This window comes from Trinickia sp. Z7 (assembly GCF_056498045.1).
The window spans coordinates 41,824-59,348 of record NZ_JAUEQW010000017.1; the positions used below are offsets into that span (position 1 = coordinate 41,824).

15 protein-coding genes are annotated in these 17,525 nt (G+C 63.1%); 3 read left to right on the forward strand and 12 right to left on the reverse strand.

The features are described from left to right. Positions 1-54: 54 nt before the first annotated feature. A complete protein-coding gene (gene mnmG, locus QQS38_RS22430) occupies positions 55-2,034 on the reverse strand; it encodes a tRNA uridine-5-carboxymethylaminomethyl(34) synthesis enzyme MnmG (protein ID WP_479647547.1) in 1,980 nt (659 codons plus the stop codon). Positions 2,035-2,306: 272 nt separating this feature from the next. On the opposite strand from mnmG, the gene QQS38_RS22435 reads away from it, so the two are divergent. Beyond that, positions 2,307-2,663 carry a GFA family protein gene (locus QQS38_RS22435; RefSeq protein WP_479647548.1) on the forward strand — a complete coding sequence of 119 codons (357 nt, stop codon included), beginning with the start codon at positions 2,307-2,309 and terminating at the stop codon, positions 2,661-2,663. A 37-nt stretch (positions 2,664-2,700) separates the two neighbouring features. On the opposite strand, the gene QQS38_RS22440 is transcribed toward QQS38_RS22435, so the two are convergent. The 10 genes from QQS38_RS22440 to QQS38_RS22485 all read right to left on the reverse strand — a co-directional run bounded on the left by QQS38_RS22440 (position 2,701) and on the right by QQS38_RS22485 (position 15,155). Then, a complete protein-coding gene (locus QQS38_RS22440) occupies positions 2,701-3,459 on the reverse strand; it encodes an ABC transporter ATP-binding protein (RefSeq protein ID WP_479647549.1) in 759 nt (252 codons plus the stop codon). Between the two features lie 2 nt (positions 3,460-3,461). Next, positions 3,462-5,249: a branched-chain amino acid ABC transporter ATP-binding protein/permease gene (locus tag QQS38_RS22445; protein WP_479647550.1), complete on the reverse strand. Its 1,788-nt coding sequence runs from the start codon at positions 5,247-5,249 to the stop codon at positions 3,462-3,464. 88 nt (positions 5,250-5,337) lie between these two features. Further along, positions 5,338-6,393, reverse strand: coding sequence for a branched-chain amino acid ABC transporter permease (locus QQS38_RS22450; RefSeq protein ID WP_479647551.1), 1,056 nt, complete (start codon positions 6,391-6,393; stop codon positions 5,338-5,340). Between the two features lie 109 nt (positions 6,394-6,502). Then, the gene (locus QQS38_RS22455; protein ID WP_479647552.1) at positions 6,503-7,660 is read right to left on the reverse strand and encodes an ABC transporter substrate-binding protein; all 1,158 of its coding nucleotides are present in this window, start codon (positions 7,658-7,660) and stop codon (positions 6,503-6,505) included. A 698-nt stretch (positions 7,661-8,358) separates the two neighbouring features. Beyond that, complete coding sequence (locus QQS38_RS22460; RefSeq protein ID WP_479647553.1) at positions 8,359-9,330, reverse strand: branched-chain amino acid ABC transporter permease; 972 nt, start codon at positions 9,328-9,330, stop codon at positions 8,359-8,361. After that, positions 9,330-10,214 (reverse strand): branched-chain amino acid ABC transporter permease, encoded by an 885-nt coding sequence (locus QQS38_RS22465; protein ID WP_479647554.1) that lies wholly within the window; start codon positions 10,212-10,214, stop codon positions 9,330-9,332. The genes QQS38_RS22460 and QQS38_RS22465 overlap by 1 nt, the downstream gene beginning before the upstream one ends. A gap of 87 nt (positions 10,215-10,301) precedes the next feature. Further along, on the reverse strand, positions 10,302-11,522 hold the full coding sequence (locus QQS38_RS22470) for an ABC transporter substrate-binding protein (RefSeq protein ID WP_479647555.1): 1,221 nt from the start codon (positions 11,520-11,522) through the stop codon (positions 10,302-10,304). A 92-nt stretch (positions 11,523-11,614) separates the two neighbouring features. Then, on the reverse strand, positions 11,615-12,382 hold the full coding sequence (locus tag QQS38_RS22475; protein WP_479647556.1) for an ABC transporter ATP-binding protein: 768 nt from the start codon (positions 12,380-12,382) through the stop codon (positions 11,615-11,617). Next, complete coding sequence (locus tag QQS38_RS22480; RefSeq protein ID WP_479647557.1) at positions 12,379-13,158, reverse strand: ABC transporter ATP-binding protein; 780 nt, start codon at positions 13,156-13,158, stop codon at positions 12,379-12,381. The genes QQS38_RS22475 and QQS38_RS22480 overlap by 4 nt, the downstream gene beginning before the upstream one ends. Positions 13,159-13,457: 299 nt before the next feature. Then, positions 13,458-15,155: a GMC family oxidoreductase gene (locus QQS38_RS22485; RefSeq protein ID WP_479647558.1), complete on the reverse strand. Its 1,698-nt coding sequence runs from the start codon at positions 15,153-15,155 to the stop codon at positions 13,458-13,460. Between the two features lie 107 nt (positions 15,156-15,262). Between QQS38_RS22485 and QQS38_RS22490 the strand changes: the two genes are divergently transcribed. Further along, positions 15,263-16,159, forward strand: coding sequence for a LysR family transcriptional regulator (locus QQS38_RS22490; protein ID WP_479647559.1), 897 nt, complete (start codon positions 15,263-15,265; stop codon positions 16,157-16,159). A 250-nt stretch (positions 16,160-16,409) separates the two neighbouring features. Next, positions 16,410-16,940: a class IV adenylate cyclase gene (locus QQS38_RS22495; protein WP_479647560.1), complete on the forward strand. Its 531-nt coding sequence runs from the start codon at positions 16,410-16,412 to the stop codon at positions 16,938-16,940. Between the two features lie 55 nt (positions 16,941-16,995). On the opposite strand, the gene QQS38_RS22500 is transcribed toward QQS38_RS22495, so the two are convergent. Further along, on the reverse strand, positions 16,996-17,487 hold the full coding sequence (locus QQS38_RS22500; protein ID WP_479647561.1) for an Lrp/AsnC family transcriptional regulator: 492 nt from the start codon (positions 17,485-17,487) through the stop codon (positions 16,996-16,998). Positions 17,488-17,525 lie beyond the last annotated feature (38 nt).

Here is a 17,525-nt window from a genome sequence, read left to right on the forward strand (position 1 = left end):
ACTCGAGCCAGACAGAGCGATCGTTCGCTACCGCGCCTTTGGCGCGCGACGCCGTCATCGGCCAGTCGGAGCCGCGTTGGCTCCGTTTTCGCCGGCCCTACCCGATTCCGCGGTCGTTGCCGCCGCGCGTCGCCCAAGGCCCTTCTTCAAATGAACCATCAAGAGTGAAATCGTCGCCGGCGTGATCCCCGAGATACGCGATGCCTGCCCAATCGTTTCCGGGCGGAATTGAGCGAGCTTTTGGCGTGCTTCGAACGACAAGCCTCGCACCGACGCATAGTCGATCCCATCCGGCAACCGGGTGCTTTCGTTCGCTTCGTTGCGCTCGATCTCGTCGGCTTGGCGCTCGATGTACCCTTGGTACTTCACGCCGATCTCGATTTGCTCCTTGATCTGTGCGAGCAAAACCGGATCGTCGGCAAGCAGCGCACCCGGCCCGCAAGCGCCCTCACGCAAACCGCAAACGCCGTCGTAGCTCACGCCCGGCCGGCGCAGCAAGTCGGCAAGGTTGTACTCGTGGTCGATCGGTTTGCCGAGCAGTGCGGTTGCTTCGTCTGCAGAAAGCGTCTTCGGACTCACCCATGTCGCTCGGAGTCGCTCTGTTTCACGTGAAACAGCGTCACGTTTGCGCGAGAAGGCATCCCAGCGCTCGTCGTCGACGACACCCAGCTCCCGCCCAATTTCCGTCAAGCGCATATCGGCATTGTCCTCACGCAGGCTCAGGCGGTATTCGGCGCGACTGGTGAACATCCGGTAGGGCTCGGAGACGCCGCGCGTCACCAAATCGTCCACCAACACGCCTAGATACGCTTGATCCCGCCTCGGACACCAGGCCTCCTTTTCTTGCACGTATCGGCCCGCATTGATGCCCGCAAGGAGCCCCTGCGCGGCAGCCTCCTCGTAGCCGGTGGTGCCGTTGATCTGCCCTGCGAAGAAAAGGCCGCGGATCACCTTCGTCTCCAGCGACGCCTTCAACCCACGAGGATCGAAGTAGTCATACTCGATGGCATAGCCGGGACGCAGAATGTGGGCGTTCTCGAGGCCCTGCATCGAATGCACTAGATCGAGTTGCACGTCGAACGGAAGGCTGGTCGAAATCCCGTTCGGGTAGAACTCATTCGTCGTCAGCCCTTCGGGTTCGAGGAAGATTTGATGCGAGGTCTTCGACGCGAAGCGATGGATCTTGTCTTCGATCGATGGGCAGTAACGCGGCCCCACCCCTTCGATGACGCCCGTATACATCGGCGAGCGATCGAGGCCGCCGCGGATGATGTCGTGCGTGCGCGCATTGGTATGCGTGACCCAACACGGCACCTGCTGCGGATGCTGCGTCGCCCGCCCGAGGAAAGAGAAAACGGGGATCGGGTCGAGGTCGCCAGGCTGTTCTTCCAGCTTCGAGAAATCGATCGTGCGTCCGTCGATGCGCGGCGGCGTGCCGGTCTTGAGCCGCCCCTGCGGCAGCTTCAACTCTTTCAGCCGCGCCGACAGCGAGACTGCCGCCGGATCGCCAGCACGCCCGCCCGTATAGTTGTTGAGCCCCACATGGATTTTTCCGTCCAGGAAAGTCCCCGCCGTCAAGACGACTGCGCGCGCGCGGAACCGTACGCCAACCTGCGTCACGGCGCCCACCACGCGATCGCCTTCGACGATCAGATCCTCGACCGCCTGCTGAAACAAGCTCAGGTTCGGTTGATTCTCGAGCCGATGGCGAATCGCGGCCTTATACAGGATGCGATCGGCCTGCGCGCGCGTCGCACGGACTGCCGGCCCTTTCGACGAATTCAGGATCCGAAATTGGATGCCGCCTTCATCGGTGGCCGCCGCCATCGCACCGCCGAGCGCATCCACCTCTTTCACCAGATGACCTTTGCCGATCCCGCCGATAGACGGATTGCAGCTCATCTGACCGAGCGTTTCGATATTGTGGGTCAGCAACAAGGTCTTTGCGCCCATACGGGCCGAGGCCAAAGCGGCTTCAGTGCCGGCATGACCACCGCCGACAACGATAACGTCAAATTCAATGGGATAAAGCATCGGAGATCCCGCGGGACGAGGAGTGCGCGGGCCTTTCGGGAAAGTGTATGCGCGAAATTATAGCGGGGATCGTGGCCTCGGCGCTTTAGCTAAATGGCTACGTAGTGTTTCACGTGGAACATAGCCGATGTCCGGTCGGGGGGATTCCCTCTTCCCTCTGCGCGAAACCCCTGAATCCCGTAGCACCGCAGGTGCCGGCGGCATGAAACAATGCGGAGGAGGCATCTCAGCGGGCGGTGCCGAATCAAATTTCAAGCGACAAGGAGGCAGCAATGACCGTTCAGCATTACACGGGGGGGTGCCACTGCGGCGACGTCCAGTTCGACGTGGACATCGATTTGGATCAAACGATCGCCTGCAACTGCTCCATTTGCACCAAACGCGGATTCATCTGGGCCTTCGCCTCGGCCGATCAGTTCCGCTGGCGCAGCGGCGAGAACGCCACCGGTGAGTACCTGTTCAACAAACATGCGATCAGCCACCGCTTCTGCCGGCGATGTGGAGTGGAAGCTTTCGCTTTCGGCGTCGCACCCGACGGCGCACGCACGGCGGCGATCAACGTCCGCTGCCTCGACGGCATCGATCTCGCCGCGTTGAAGCCCACACCAGTCGACGGCGCAAGCCTCTGAGCCACAATCGAACCGAGACCGCGCGGCCCGACTGAGGTCAGGCCGTTTTCTTCGCCAGCCCCAAATACGTCTCGATGACGCGGGGGTTTCGTGCCAGCGACTCGGCTTCCCCTTGCAGCGCCAGTTCGCCGGTTTCGAGCACGTAGCCATAGTCGGACACCTGCAGTGCGGCACGTGCATTCTGCTCGATCAGCAGTGTGGCGACGCCCGTGCTGCGCAGCGCGCTAATGATATGAAAGATTTCCTTCACGATCAGCGGCGCGAGCCCTAAGCTCGGCTCGTCGAGCATGAGCAGATCGGGCTTGCCCATCAGCGCGCGACCGAGTGCGAGCATCTGCCGCTCCCCGCCCGACAGCGTGCCGGCGGCTTGCTTGCGCCGCTCCTTCAAGCGCGGAAATCGCTCGAACACCGGATCGAGTTGGTCGAGATAATCGCGTTCCCCCGCTTGCTTGCGCCGGTACGCACCGAGAACCAGATTGTCTTCGACCGACATCGTCGAAAACAGCTCTCGCTTCTCCGGAACGAGACACATGCCGCGCGCGACGCGCTTTTCCACCGGCAGCGCGCCGACTTCCTCGGCGCAATAGCGCACCTGCCCCTTCGCATGACCGATCGCCGGCAACGCGCCCATGATGGCGCCGAGCAGCGTCGACTTTCCGGCGCCGTTGGGTCCGATCACGCTGACGATCTGGCCGGGCCGGACCTCGATCGACACGTCATGCACCGCCTCCACCTTCCCGTATCGCACGCAGAGCCCCGAGACGGACAGGATCGGCGCAGTCGTCGTTTCAGTCATGTTCAATCCACTCCGCCGAGATAGGCCTCGACCACCGCCGGGTCGTTTTGCACATCTTCGGGCAAGCCATGTGCGATGCGCGTGCCGAACTCCATGACGACGAGCCGATCGGCGAGATTCATCACGAAGTCCATGTCATGTTCGACCAGCAAGACGCTCATGCCGTCCGCCTTGAGCTTGCGCAGCAGATCGCCCAGTTGCTGTTTCTCTCGATAACGCAGCCCCGCCGCGGGCTCGTCGAGCAACAACAGCGTCGGATCGCTGCACAAGGCTCGCGCGATCTCCAAGATCCGCTGTTGCCCGAGCGCGAGACTACCGGCATCGTCATACATGTGTGCTTCGAGGCCGACCCGCCGGATCTGCTCGGCTGCGTCGAACATCAACCGTGCTTCCTCGGCCGCATTGAGCCGGGCGAGGCTGCGCCAAACGCCGCTGGACCCGCGCAGGTGCGCGCCGATCGCGACGTTCTCGAGCACCGTCATCGACGGCAACAGCTTGACGTGCTGAAAGGTTCGGCCAATGCCGCGTTTGACGATTTCACGCGAATTGAGCGCATCGATGCGCTCGCCGCGGAAATGGATTTTGCCGCGCGTCGCTTGCAGCACGCCCGTCACGAGGTTGAACGTCGTCGATTTGCCCGCGCCGTTCGGACCGATCAGACCGACGATTTGGCCGGCGGTCACCTCGAAGCTGACGTCGTTGACGGCCACGAGCCCGCCGAACTCCTTGCGTGCACGATCGACGACAAGCAACGGTTCTCCGGCGGGAACCCGCTCCCGTCTCGGCAACGGATCGGATCGCTCGGGCGCCCGCACATGCGGGCCGCGCGGAAACCAGCGCGCCACGAACGGCCACACGCCCTGCCTTGCATACTGCAGCAGCGCGATCATCAACACGCCGAAGACGATGATTTCGAAGTTACCGCTCTGGCCCAGCAGCACGGGCAACCAAGACTGCAAATAGTCTTGAACGACGGTGAGAATCGCCGCCCCTAGAATCGCACCCCAGACATGCGCAACCCCGCCCACGACTGCCATGAACAGATACTCGATGCCATGGTTCAACCCGAACGGCGTCGGATTCACGGCGCGTTGCAGGTGCGCGAAAAGGAATCCCGAGATCGCCGCGAGAATGGCCGCGTAAACGAAGATGACAACCCGCATCCATGCAGTGTCGACCCCCATCGCCTCGGCCATCGCGCTCGCTCCGCGCAACGCGCGAATCGCTCGCCCCGGCCGGCTATTAAGCAAATTCTGAATTGAAACCACCGCGATCAACACCACGGCCCAAATCAGGTAATAGATGCTGCGCCCCGAGTCGAACGAGAGCCCGAGCGCGCTCAGCGCCGGGATGCCGTTGATGCCGTCGTACTTGCCCAATGCATCGAGGTTGCCGAACAGGTAATACAGCGACAGCCCCCACGCGATGGTGCCCAGCGGCAAGAAGTGCCCCGACAAGCGCATGGTGACGGCGCCGATGACGAGTGCGACGAGCGCCGTCAACGCGATGCCGACGAACAAGGCGATCCACGGCGAGACGCCGAACTGCGTCGTCAAATAGGCTGTCGCGTAAGCTCCCACGCCGACGAACGCCGCCTGGCCGAAGCTCGTCATGCCGCCTACGCCCGTCAGGAGCACGAGCCCGAGCGCGACGATCGAATACAGGCCGATGTAGTTGAGTAGCGTGATCCAGTACTCCGGCACGTGCAGCGGATGCGGCAACACGGGCAGCGCGAACAGGACGACGAGAAAGCACCAAAACGGCTTGATGCGGGAGAGTCGATGCTTCATCGTAAAAACTGACTCCGGTTTTGAATCCGAGCTTCCGGGCGGTATGCCGAACCCCCGGCCCGAGCGCTGTTGCCGGTGCGTTGCGCGTTCATTGCTCGTCCTCCTCGACGTGCCCCGTGGCCAAACTGCGCCACAGCAGCACGGGAATGATGAGCGTGAAGACGATCACCTCTTTGTAAGCGCTCGCCCAGAACGACGAATACGATTCGAGCAACCCCACCAAGAGCGAGCCGGCGGCTGCGAGCGGATAGCTGACGAGGCCGCCGATGATCGCGCCGACAAAGCCTTTCAAGCCGATCAAAAAGCCGGAGTCGTAATAGATGGTCGTGAGCGGCGCGACGAGAATGCCGGACAGCGCCCCGAGCCCCGCGGCCAAGGTGAACGCGAGCCGCCCCGCCTGGGCCGTGCCGATGCCAACCAGGCGCGCGCCGAGGCGGTTCACCGACGTTGCCCGCAATGCCTTGCCGGAAATCGAGCGGTCGAAGTAAAAATAGAGCGCCGCCATCAACACGAGCGCGGTCGCGATCACCCAAATACTTTGGCCGGAAATCGACACACCGCCGACGCTGAACGATGCGTCCGAAAACGGCGTCGTGCGCGAGCCTTCCGCGCCGAACATGAGCAGCCCGAGACCGACCATGGCGAAATGCACGGCGACGGCGACGATCAAGAGCAATAGCGTCGTGGCTTCCGCGAGCGGCTCGAAGGCCAAACGGTAGACGAATGGCCCGATCGGCACGACGATCGCAAGCGTCAAGGCAAGTTGCGCGGCCATCGGCAAACTCAGGCCGTACGCCTGCCGTGCAATCGCATACACGGCGATCGGACCGAGCAGATACCGGCCCGCCAGCCCCGCGATCAAACGCGGCGCGTGCCGGCGGCGCTCCGGATGCCGCACGAGGCCCGCGATCTCGACGATGAAGCACGCGGCGCCCAGCACCGGCAGCAAGATGGCGGTGGGCGGAAACTTCTGCGCTTGCAACATCGCAAGCGTCAGCGCACCGTATGAAACGAACTCCCCTTGCGGGATGAAGATGACGCGCGTGACGGAGAACACCAGCACGAGCGCCAGTGCGAGCAGCGCGTAGACGGCGCCGGTGGTGATCCCGTCTTGCGCGAGAATCGCCGCAATCGATAAATCCATACTGTTTGAGCCCCGTACTACGATCTGACGAACCGGCCGAAGCGAAATCGAACCTGAACCAAGGGGCCGCGCGCGCTCCGCCGCGCGGCCCGAGCGGCGCGGCTAGCCGTTATTCGCCAAGCAGCTTCCACTTGCCGTCGCTGATCTGCACCATCACGCGCCCGCGTTGATCGAGCCCGTTGTGGTTGGTTACCGACATGTTCATGATCCCATGCGAAATCGGCAGCTCTTTGATGTTCTCGAGGGCATCGCGCAGCGCCGAACGGAACGCCTCGGTACCGGGCTGACTCTTCTTCAACGCCTCGGGAATCGCCCGCTGCAACATCTGCCCGGCGTCCCACGCGTGGCCCCCGAACGTAGAGACGGTGCCGACGCCATAGGCCTTCTCATAGGCTTGCTTGTAGGCCAGCGCGGATTGCTTCACGGGATTGCCGTCCGGCAGTTGATCAGCGACGAGGATCGGGCCGGCCGGAAGAATCTCCCCTCCGCAATCCTTGCCGCACACGCGCAGGAAGTCGTTGTTGGCCACGCCATGCGTCTGATAAATCTTCCCTTTGTAGCCGCGCTCCCTCAATTCCTTGGCCGGAAGTGCGGCCGGCGTGCCCGAACCGGCGATCAGCACGGCATCGGGGTTGGCGCTCATCAACTTGAGCACCTGCCCTGTGACCGACGCGTCGGTCCGGTTGAATTTCTCGCTGGCGACGACTTTCAGGTGGTCGCCCGTCGCGGCCTTGGCGAATTCCGCATTCCAGCTCTCGCCATAGGCATCGGCAAAACCGATGAACCCGACCGTTTTCACGCCGTGCTTGGACATGTAATCGGCAATTGCATTGGCCATGAGGCTATCGTTCTGCGGCGTCTTGAAAGCCCATTTGCGCTTTTCGTCCATCGGCTCGACGATCTTGGCCGATGCGGCCAGCGAAATCATCGGCGTCTTGCCGGCCGAGATGGGATCGAGCATCGCCAGCGAGTTCGGCGTCACGGTGGAACCGAGGATTACGTCCACGTGATCTTCGTCGATCAGCTTATGCACGTCCTGCACGGCTTTGCCCGTATCGGTGCCGTCATCGAGCACGATGTACTGCACGCTCTTGCCGCCGATCTCCTTGGGCAATAGCGCCACGGTGTTTTTCTCGGGGATGCCGAGCGATGCGGCAGGGCCCGTCGTCGATAGCACGACGCCGATCTTCACCTGCGCGCATGCCGCCGTCACGGCGCACATCATTGCAACCGCCACACCGCCATGTACCCATTGCTTCATCGTCATTTAGTGATCTCCTGAGGCGTTACGCGAGAAAGCGCGTTGTCGTTGCCGACGCTGCGGCCGGCTGAAAGTGATTATTTTCGAAAATGGATTCGCGAGGCGTGCAGACGCACACCGATCGGCCGAAAGCGATCGCGTCCGTTGGGATAAAACGGTGAAATGAAAATGCTTCGAATAATCGCTGAAGCAAAAAACCGGGGCAAAGCGGGATGCGCGGGTCGCATCGAACACGAACCCGCACCCAAACCCGAGCGTGGAATGCGAACAGGGCGCAGCGACGCGCCTGTCGGCCCGCGGCTGCGATGCGGCAACCCGACCAATCGGTCTGAACGAATATGAATTGGCACGAATCGAACGCGCAAATAAAAAGCGCTGTTGGATTCCCTCCAACAGCGCTTTCGTCCGGGCACTGAGTGCCTCGATTGTCTCCTCGTTCTCCACCTGTAAATTCGGTGCATCAGAACTGAGACGAAGATTAAACAACCCCGTCTTCTGCGACAACCTAGCACTTTCCCTAGTGGTGCACAGCAGCACGCAATTCGCGCATTCATGCATCGGCAAGCATCGTGCGTGAGTCGCGCTTGGGCACGCATGCAAGCGGCATCGGCCCAGGGCGGGCTCGAGCATGCGCGCCGGCCAGCCGGCGGGCGCGCGCGAGGCCCATGGCGCGGTGCAGCGCAAGCGCCCCGCGTAAGCCGTCATCACCCGCGCAGCGGCCGCACGCGCGCGATGATCTCGCCGACAATGCCGCGCCTGAACGTCAGCACGCAAGCAATGAAGACGATGCCGATGACGATCGTGGTCGAATCGCCGAGCGAGTTGAACCACGCGACGTGGGTCAACGCCGCGAGCCCGCCGCCGATGTCGCCGAGCCGATCTTCCAGCGTGACGACGAGCGCAGCGCCGAGCAGCGGGCCGAACAGCGTGCCCATGCCGCCCACGAGCGTCATGAGAATCACGAGGCCCGACATCGTCCAATAAGCGTCGCCAAGCGTCTCGAAGCCGAGCACGAGCACCTTCAACGAGCCGGCCAAACCGGCGATCCCGGCCGACAACACGAAGGCGAGCAGCTTGAAGCGATCGGTGTCGTAGCCGAGCGAGACGGCGCGCGGCTCGTTCTCGCGAATCGCGGTCAGCACCTGGCCGAACGGCGAATGGACGATGCGCACGATCAGCATGAATGCGCACACGACGGCCACGAGCAAGACGTAATAGAGCGCCAGATCCGACGATAGGCTCAACAGGCCGAACAACTTGCCGCGCGGCACGCCTTGAAGGCCGTCCTCGCCGCCCGTGAACGGCGCTTGCAGATAGACGAAATAGACGAGCTGCGCGAGCGCGAGCGTCACCATCGCGAAGTAGATGCCTTGCCGCCGAATCGCGAAGAAACCGACGATGAGGCCGAGCAAGGTCGCCGCGGCCGTGCCGGCGAGCACGCCGAGCTCGGGCGTGAGCCCCATCGACTCGATCGTATAGCCGGTCAGATAGCCCGCCGTGGCGAGAAACATCGCATGGCCGAACGAGAGCAGCCCCGTGTAGCCGATCAGCAAGTTGAACGCGGCCGCGAACAGCGCGAAGCACAGCACCTTCATCACGAACACGGGATAGGCCCCAAGCCACGGGGCCGCGACGAGCCCCACGAGCAAGAGGGCGTAAAGCGCTTTTCTTTGCATTACCGCTCCTTGCCGAAAAGACCCGCGGGCCGCACGAGCAATACGATCGCCATGATGACGAAGACGACCGTGGCCGACGCTTGCGGATAGATCACGCGCGTGAAGCCCTCCACGACGCCTAGCATGAGGCCCGTGAGGATCGAGCCCATGATCGAGCCCATGCCGCCGATCACGACGACCGCGAACACGGTGATGATCATCGACTGGCCCATCAGCGGCGAGACCTGGATGACCGGTGCCGCCAACACCCCGGCGAAAGCGGCCAGCGCCACGCCGAAGCCGTAGGTCAGCGTGATCATGAGCGGGACGTTCACACCGAACGCCTCGACGATCTTCGGATTTTCCGTGCCTGCGCGCAGGTAGGCGCCGAGCCGCGTCTTTTCGATCACGAACCAAGTGGCGAAGCAGACGACGAGCGAAGCGACGACCACCCACGCCCGGTAGTTCGGCAGATACATGAAGCCGACGTTCGTCGCGCCCGCGAGCAACTCGGGCACGTCGTACGGCTGGCCCGAGGACCCGTAGATCGAGCGGAACACGCCCTCGACGACGAGCGTGAGACCGAAGGTCAGCAACAGCCCGTAGAGATGATCGAGCCGATAGAGCCAGCGCAGCATCGTGCGTTCGATCAACACGCCGAACAGGCCGACCAGGAGCGGCGCGAGCACGAGCATCGCCCAGTAGGGCACGCCAAAATAGGTCAAGCCCATCCATGCGAGCATGGCGCCTAGCATGAACAACGCGCCGTGCGCGAAGTTGATCACGTTGAGCATGCCGAAGATCACCGCCAGGCCGAGGCTCAGAATCGCGTAGAACGATCCGTTCACGAGCCCGAGCAAAAGCTGGCTCAGCATGGCCTGCAACGGAATGCCGAAGATATCCATTGAACCTGCCGTCGAAAAGAGAAAGACGCGCGCGGATGTGCCGCGCGCGTCGCTACCGCGTACCGCGCGAGTCCGAGCCGAGGCTCGTTACTTCCACAGATCGCACTGCGTGTCCTGCTTGGACGTGAACGCTTGATCGCCCGGAATCGTCGCCTTGAGCGTGTAGTAATCCCACGGCTTCTTCGATTCGGCCGGACTCTTCACTTGGAACAGGTACATGTCGTGGATCATGCTGCCGTCCTCGCGCACATAGCCCTTCGCGTAGAAGTCGTCGACCTTCTGCTTGTGCAGTTGCGCCATGACCTTATCCGTATCGGTCGAGCCCACTGCCTTGACCGCGTTCAGATAATCCATCGTCGCCGAGTAGTCGGCCGCTTGCAGGCTCGACGGCATCTTGCCCGTCTTCTTGTAGTACTTCTCGGCCCATGCACGCGCTTTGGCGTTTTGATCCCAATACCAGCTATCCGTGAGCAGCAGCCCCTGCGCCGTCGACAAACCGACGCTGTGCACGTCGTCGATGAACATCAGCAGCGCGGCGATCTTCATCGATTTCGAAATGCCGAATTCCTTGGCCGCCTTCAGCGAATTGACGGTGTCGCCGCCCGCATTGGCCAAACCCAGCACTTGCGCCTTCGACGATTGCGCCTGCAACAGGAACGACGAGAAGTCCGACGCGGACAGCGGGTGCAGCGCACGGCCGAGCACCTTGCCGCCGTTTTCTTCGACGACCTTCGTCGTATTGGCATCGAGCGACTTGCCGAAGGCGTAGTCGGCCGTGAGGAAGTACCAAGTCTTCAAGCCCTGCTTCACGATCGCCGAGCCCGTGCCCTTGGCCAGCGCCGTCGTGTCGTACGCGTAGTGAATCGTGTAGGGCGTGCACTGCTTGTTGGTCAATGCATCGGTGCCCGCGCCGATCGAGAAGTACGGGCGCTTCTTCTCCTTGATGACGTCGTTCATCGCCAGGCCCGTCGCCGAGTTCGTGCCGCCGATCAGCATGTCGAGGCCCTCGGTGTCGATCCATTTGCGGGCGGTCGAAGCGGCGATGTCGGCCTTGTTCTGGTGATCTTGCGTCAACAACTTGATCGGCAGGCCGTTGACCTTGCCGCCGAAATCGTCGATCGCCATTTGAATGGCGGTCGCCCCGCCCTTGCCGTCGATGTCGGCATATAAACCCGACAGGTCGGTGATGAAGCCGATCGTGACTTGATTCTCGGCGGCTGCGGCCTGCTGCGCCGCCATCGCGGAGGCAAGTGCGGTTGCGGTGATGGCGAGAGTGCGAACGGCGCTTGCGAGCAACTTGGTCCTCATTGGTATCTCCTTCTTCGCTTATGGTTGTGCGTGCAACTGTTTTCCCAGCATGCGGTTCGCCGCGGCGGTCCGCACAGCATATGCTCCGCGCTTCACACGCCCAGCAGATCGTGCAGCACCGGCATCTTGCTTTCTAATTCGCTCGCGACGAAATGCTCGACGATGCGGCCGTGCTCCATCACATAGAAGCGATCGGCCAGCGGCGCCGCAAAGCGGAAATTTTGTTCGACCATGACGATCGTGTAGCCGCGCGACTTCAATGCGAGGATCATGCGCGCCAGCGCTTGCACGATCACGGGCGCGAGACCTTCGGAGATCTCGTCGAGCAGCAGCAGGTTCGCTCCCGTGCGCAAGATGCGCGCCACGGCCAGCATCTGTTGTTCCCCGCCCGAAAGCCGCGTGCCTTGACTCATGCGGCGCTCTTGCAGGTTCGGGAACATCTCGTAGATTTCGTCGATCGACATGGCGTTGCCGCTTCGCCCCACCATCGGCGGCAGCAGCAGGTTCTCTTCGCACGAGAGGCTAGAGAAAATCGCGCGCTCTTCCGGGCAATAACCGACGCCGCAATGCGCGATCTTATGTGTGGGAAGTTGAATCGTCTCGCGCTCGCCGATCAGCACCGATCCCGTGCGCCGCCCGGTGAGGCCCATGATCGCGCGCAGCGTCGTCGTGCGTCCGGCGCCGTTGCGCCCGAGCAAGGTCACGACTTCGCCTCGGCCCACCCTGAGATCGACACCGTGCAAGATGTGCGATTCGCCGTACCATGCCTGCAAGCCGGCGATCGTCAATGCGGCGGGGCCGTCCGCGATCGCCTGCTCGGCGCCGCTCACCGCGATGTTTTCGCGCTCGACGTGGTTCATTCGTGGGCTCCGGTCAACGCTGCATCCGCACTGCCCATATAAGCCTGCATCACGAGCGCGTTCTTCGATACTTCGGCGTAGCTGCCTTCGGCCAACACTTCGCCGCGTTGCAGGACGGTGATCGTATCGGAGATGCCCGCGATCACGTTCATGTTGTGCTCGACCATCAGGATCGTGCGGCCCGCCGATACCTTCTTGATGAGCGCGGTCACGCGGTCGACGTCCTCGTGGCCCATTCCTTGAGTCGGCTCGTCGAGCAACATCAGCTCGGGCTCCATCGCCAACGTCGTCGCAATTTCCAGCGCACGCTTGCGGCCATATGACAGCTCGACCGTGCGCGTCTCGGCGAAATCGGTCAAGCCCACTTGCTCGAGCAATGCGCGCGCACGATCGTCGAGCCGATGCAGCGTGCGCTCGCTGCGCCAGAAGTGATAAGCCGTGCCGAGCGAGCGCTGCAAGCCGATGCGCACGTTCTGCAAGACGGTCAGGTGGGGAAAGACAGCCGAGATCTGAAACGAGCGAATGATGCCGCGCCTCGCGATCTGTGCGGGCCGCTCGCGCGTGATGTCGACGTTGTTGAAGACGATCTGCCCGGCGCTCGGCTCGAGAAACTTCGTCAACAGATTGAAGCAAGTGGTCTTGCCCGCGCCGTTGGGCCCGATCAGCGCATGGATCGAGCCGCGACGCACTCGCAGGTTCACACCGTTCACGGCCGTGAAGCCCTTGAACTCTTTGGTCAGCCCGCGCGTTTCTAAAATCGTGTCGCCGAGAATCATGTCCCCTTCCATGCGAAGTCAGGCGAAACACTGCATTGGCACGCGCTTGATCTAGCGCGTTGCATCGTCGTGCCCTGGCCGATGCGCCCCTCGGTTATCGGAGCGCACGCCGGTTTTGGCATGGTGCATCATTGCGGAGAGGTCGGCCCCGCCCCATGCGGCATCGCGCATTGTCTCCCCATTGATGCAGCGCAATCATTGGGATTTGCACTAGTGCTTAATTGTGTCGTCAAGTAAAACCGCAGCGTAAGCGTTGCTGAATGTGTGCGCCGTTTGTGCCGCACCGCGACGCGAGCTTGTCACACCATCGTCACGGTCGGGGTGGCCGCGCCGTCGCGTGCCGATCGCGCCTTCTCGCGACGATCGGCGCGGATCATGTCGCTCGCGCGCTCGGCAATCATGAGCGTGGGCGAATTCGTATTGCCGGACGTGATCGTCGGCATCACGGACGCGTCGACCACCCGCAACCCCGCCACGCCCAGCACGCGCAAACGCGTATCGACCACGGCGCCCGGATCGTTGCTCGTACCCATGCGGCATGTTCCCACCGGATGAAAAATCGTCGTGCCGATGTCGCCGGCCGCGCGTGCCAACTCTTCCTCGGTTTGATAGTGCGGCCCCGGCAATATCTCTTCCGGAAAATAGCGCGCGAGCGCGGGCGCTTGCACGACCCGGCGCGTGAGCCGCAGCGCGTTGGCGGCCACGTGGCGATCGTAGTCGGTCGACAAGTAATTGGGCGCGATCGCCGGTGGGGCAAACGGGTCGGGTGATTCAATGTGAATGCTGCCGCGCGAAGTCGGCCGCAAATGACAAGCCGATGCCGTGAAGGCGTTGAAGCGATGCAAGGGCTCGCCGAAGCGATCGAGCGAGAGCGGCTGCACGTGATACTCGATGTCGGGCCGCGTGATCGATGCATCGTACTCGTCCGACTTGGCGAACGCGCCCAATTGCGAAGGCGACATCGACATCGGCCCGCTGCGCCACAACGCGTACTGCATCGCGATCAGCATCTTGCCCCACCAATGCGCCGTCATCGTGTTGAGCGTGCGCACGCCGCGCACTCGATACGCCATCCGCAATTGCAAGTGATCTTGCAAGTTTTCGCCGACGCCACGCAGGTCATGCACGAGTTCGATGCCGAGCCGCTGCAGACGCGCACCGTTGCCGATACCGGAGAGCTCGAGCAGTTGCGGCGAATTGACGGCGCCTGCCGCCAATACGACTTCGATGCGGGCCTGCGCGAAGAACTCGCGCGTACCCGTCGCGCCGCCCCGGTAGGCCACGCCCGTGCAGCGCTTGCCATCGAACGTCAGCCGCCGCACGTGCGCGCCGGTCACCACGGTCAGGTTCGGTCGCTGCAGCGCCGGCCTGAGGAACGCCTTCGACGCATTCCAGCGAATGCCGCGTTTCTGGTTGACTTCGAAATAGCCCACCCCGCTGTTGTCGCCGCAATTGAAATCGTCTGTCGCGGGGATACCGGCCTGCTGCGCGGCCTCTCTGAATGCTTCGAGCACCTTCCATTTCAGACGCTGCTTCTCGACGCGCCACGGGCCGCCCGCGCCATGCCAGGCATTGGCCCCGCCGTGGTGGTCTTCGCTGCGCTTGAACACCGGCAACACTTCGTCCCAGGACCATGCCGGGTCCCCCGTCACGCGAGCCCACTCGTCGTAGTCTTCGCGCTGGCCGCGCATGTAGATCATGCCGTTGATCGACGAACTGCCGCCGAGCACTCTGCCGCGCGGATAGGCCAGCGCGCGGCCATTCAGCCCTCGCTCCTCGGCCGTGCGATATAGCCAATCGGTACGCGGGTTGCCGATGCAATACAAATAACCCACCGGCACGTGGATCCACGCGTAGTCGTCCTTGCCGCCCGCCTCGATCAACAGCACGCTCACCTCGGCATCTTCGCTCAGACGATTCGCGAGCACGCACCCGGCCGTCCCGGCACCCACGATCACATAGTCGAACTGGCCTTCGAACATCGTTTCGTCTTTCATGGCGGCCTCGGCGAGCTTGAATTCGAAACAGAGCGTACCCGCCAACGCGCGGGCAAATCCAATGAGTTCTCGTGAACTGCGATATAAGGCGCGCTAATATCACGCTCATGGACCTCACTCTGCTTCGTGCTTTCGTCACGGTGGCGCGTACCGGCAATCTGACGCGTGCCGCGGCGCAGCTTCACCTCACGCAGCCGGCGGTCAGCCTGCAGTTGAAGAACTTGCAGGAAGTGCTCGGTGTGACGCTGTTCTCGCGCACCTCGCACGGCTTGACGCTGACGCGCGACGGCCAAGCGCTGCTGCCCCATGCCGAGCGGGCGCTGGCTGCCGCGGGCGACGTCGAGCGGGCGGCCTCGGCGCTGCGCCAGGAAGTGCGCGGCCGCTTGCGCATCGGCACGATCCTCGATCCGCAGTTCCTGCGGTTGGGCGGCTTTCTCAAGCAGCTCGTGGAAACGTATCCTCAGCTCGAAACGGCGCTGCGACATGGCATGTCGGGGTGGGTGCTCGAGCAAGTGCGCGCGCGCGAACTCGACGTGGGGTATTACATCGGCCGCCCCGCGGGCGAGGGCGCGACCGAAGGCCTCTTTCACGCGGCGATGCTCACGCGCTTCCAATACCGCGTGCTTGCACCGGCAGGATGGAAGGAGCGCGTGGGCCGCTCGTCCGATTGGCGCGCGCTTGCCGCGCTACCGTGGATCTGGACGCCCCCGGCTTCGGCCCATAACAGGCTGCTCACGCGCGTGTTTGCGCAGGCGGGCGTCGAGCCGGTGAAGGTGGCCGAAGTCGATCAGGAAACGTCGATGCTCGACCTCGTGAAATCGGGCGTGGGCCTATCGCTCGCCCGCGATGCGATCGCGATCGCCGAAGCGCACACGCACGCGCTGACGATCGTCGAAGACGTGACGGTGTCCACCGAGCTTACCTTCGTGGCATTGGCGGCGCGCATGGAGGAACCCGCGATCGCCGCGGCGTTCAAGCTCGTCGAAGCGCAGTGGGCCGTGTGAGCGCGAGCGGCGCGATTTGCGCGACGCATCCCGGCGCTTTTTGATAGATTAGCGCTTCGTGCCCCGCCCCCCCCCCAACCGGTGCGCGTCTCCTTCTTCGCTTCACATTTCTCGTTTTCGTTTCGCGCTTCTCGTTGTCCTCACGCGATTGCCGGTGCGCCCTCCGCCTTGGCCGCATCGATCCGTTCGTCGATCGATCCGATCGGTCGGCGCCCGCCCGTCCCACCCTACGTTTGCACAGGAGCCCGACATGGCACGCAACATCGAACTCAAAGCGCGCGCCCGCGCATTCGACGAACTGCGCGAGCGCGCCGCCTCGCTCGCCAGCGACGCCCCGCTCATCTTTCGCCAGCAAGATTTCTTTTACGACGTGCCGCGAGGCCGTCTGAAGTTGCGCCAGTTCGACGACGGCACGCCCTCCGAGCTGATCTTCTATCAACGCGACGACAAGGATGGGCCGAAAGCGTCGTATTACACGCGCAGCCCGGTCACGAATCCCGAGGCGATGCATGCCTTGCTGGCTACCGCGCTCACGACGCGCGGCATCGTCACGAAGGAGCGCCACGTCTACCTCGTCGGGCGCACGCGCATTCACTTGGATCGCGTCGACGGGCTGGGCGATTTCGTCGAACTCGAAGTCGTGCTCCAGCCGGAAGACGACGAGGCGGGCGGCGCCGCCGAAGCGCATGCGGTGTTCGCAAAACTGGGCGTGCCGCAGGCCGACCTCGTGGCGCTCGCCTATGTCGACCTGCTCAACGAATTGGGCGCCCGAGCCGCCTGACGGCAAGGGCCTAGAACCGAGGGCCGAGGGCTGAACGAGCCCACCGGCGATCGGCTCAAGCGGTCGCCGCGCCCGGCGACAGATGCGCCAGCGGCAGCGCACCGTTGCGCTTGAATGTCGTCAACACGATATTCGAGCGCACGCTGTCCACCCCCGGCACGCGCATCAGCTTCTTCATGACGAAGGACGAGAACGCGCCCAGATCGGGCGCGACGATGCGCAGAAGATAGTCGGCGTCGCCCACGACCGCGTGACATTCCAACACTTCGGGCAACGTGTCGATTTGCTGTTGGAACTGTTCGACGATCGAATCGCCATGGTGCTTGAGCCGCAAGCTGGTGAACGCCGTGACGCCGAGGCCGAGCTTTTCGGGACGCAACACGACGCGATAACCGTCGATCACGCCGAGCGCTTCGAGCCGCTGCACGCGGCGGCCGATTTGCGACGGAGAAAGCGGGACGCGCTCGCCGAGCTGCTGATGGGTGGCTCGGCCGAAGCGCTGCAGGACTTCCAATAAGGCCAAATCGAAGTGATCGAGCTCGATCATGATTTTTTCTCGCGTCGTTGCACGTATTTACGCGCGAT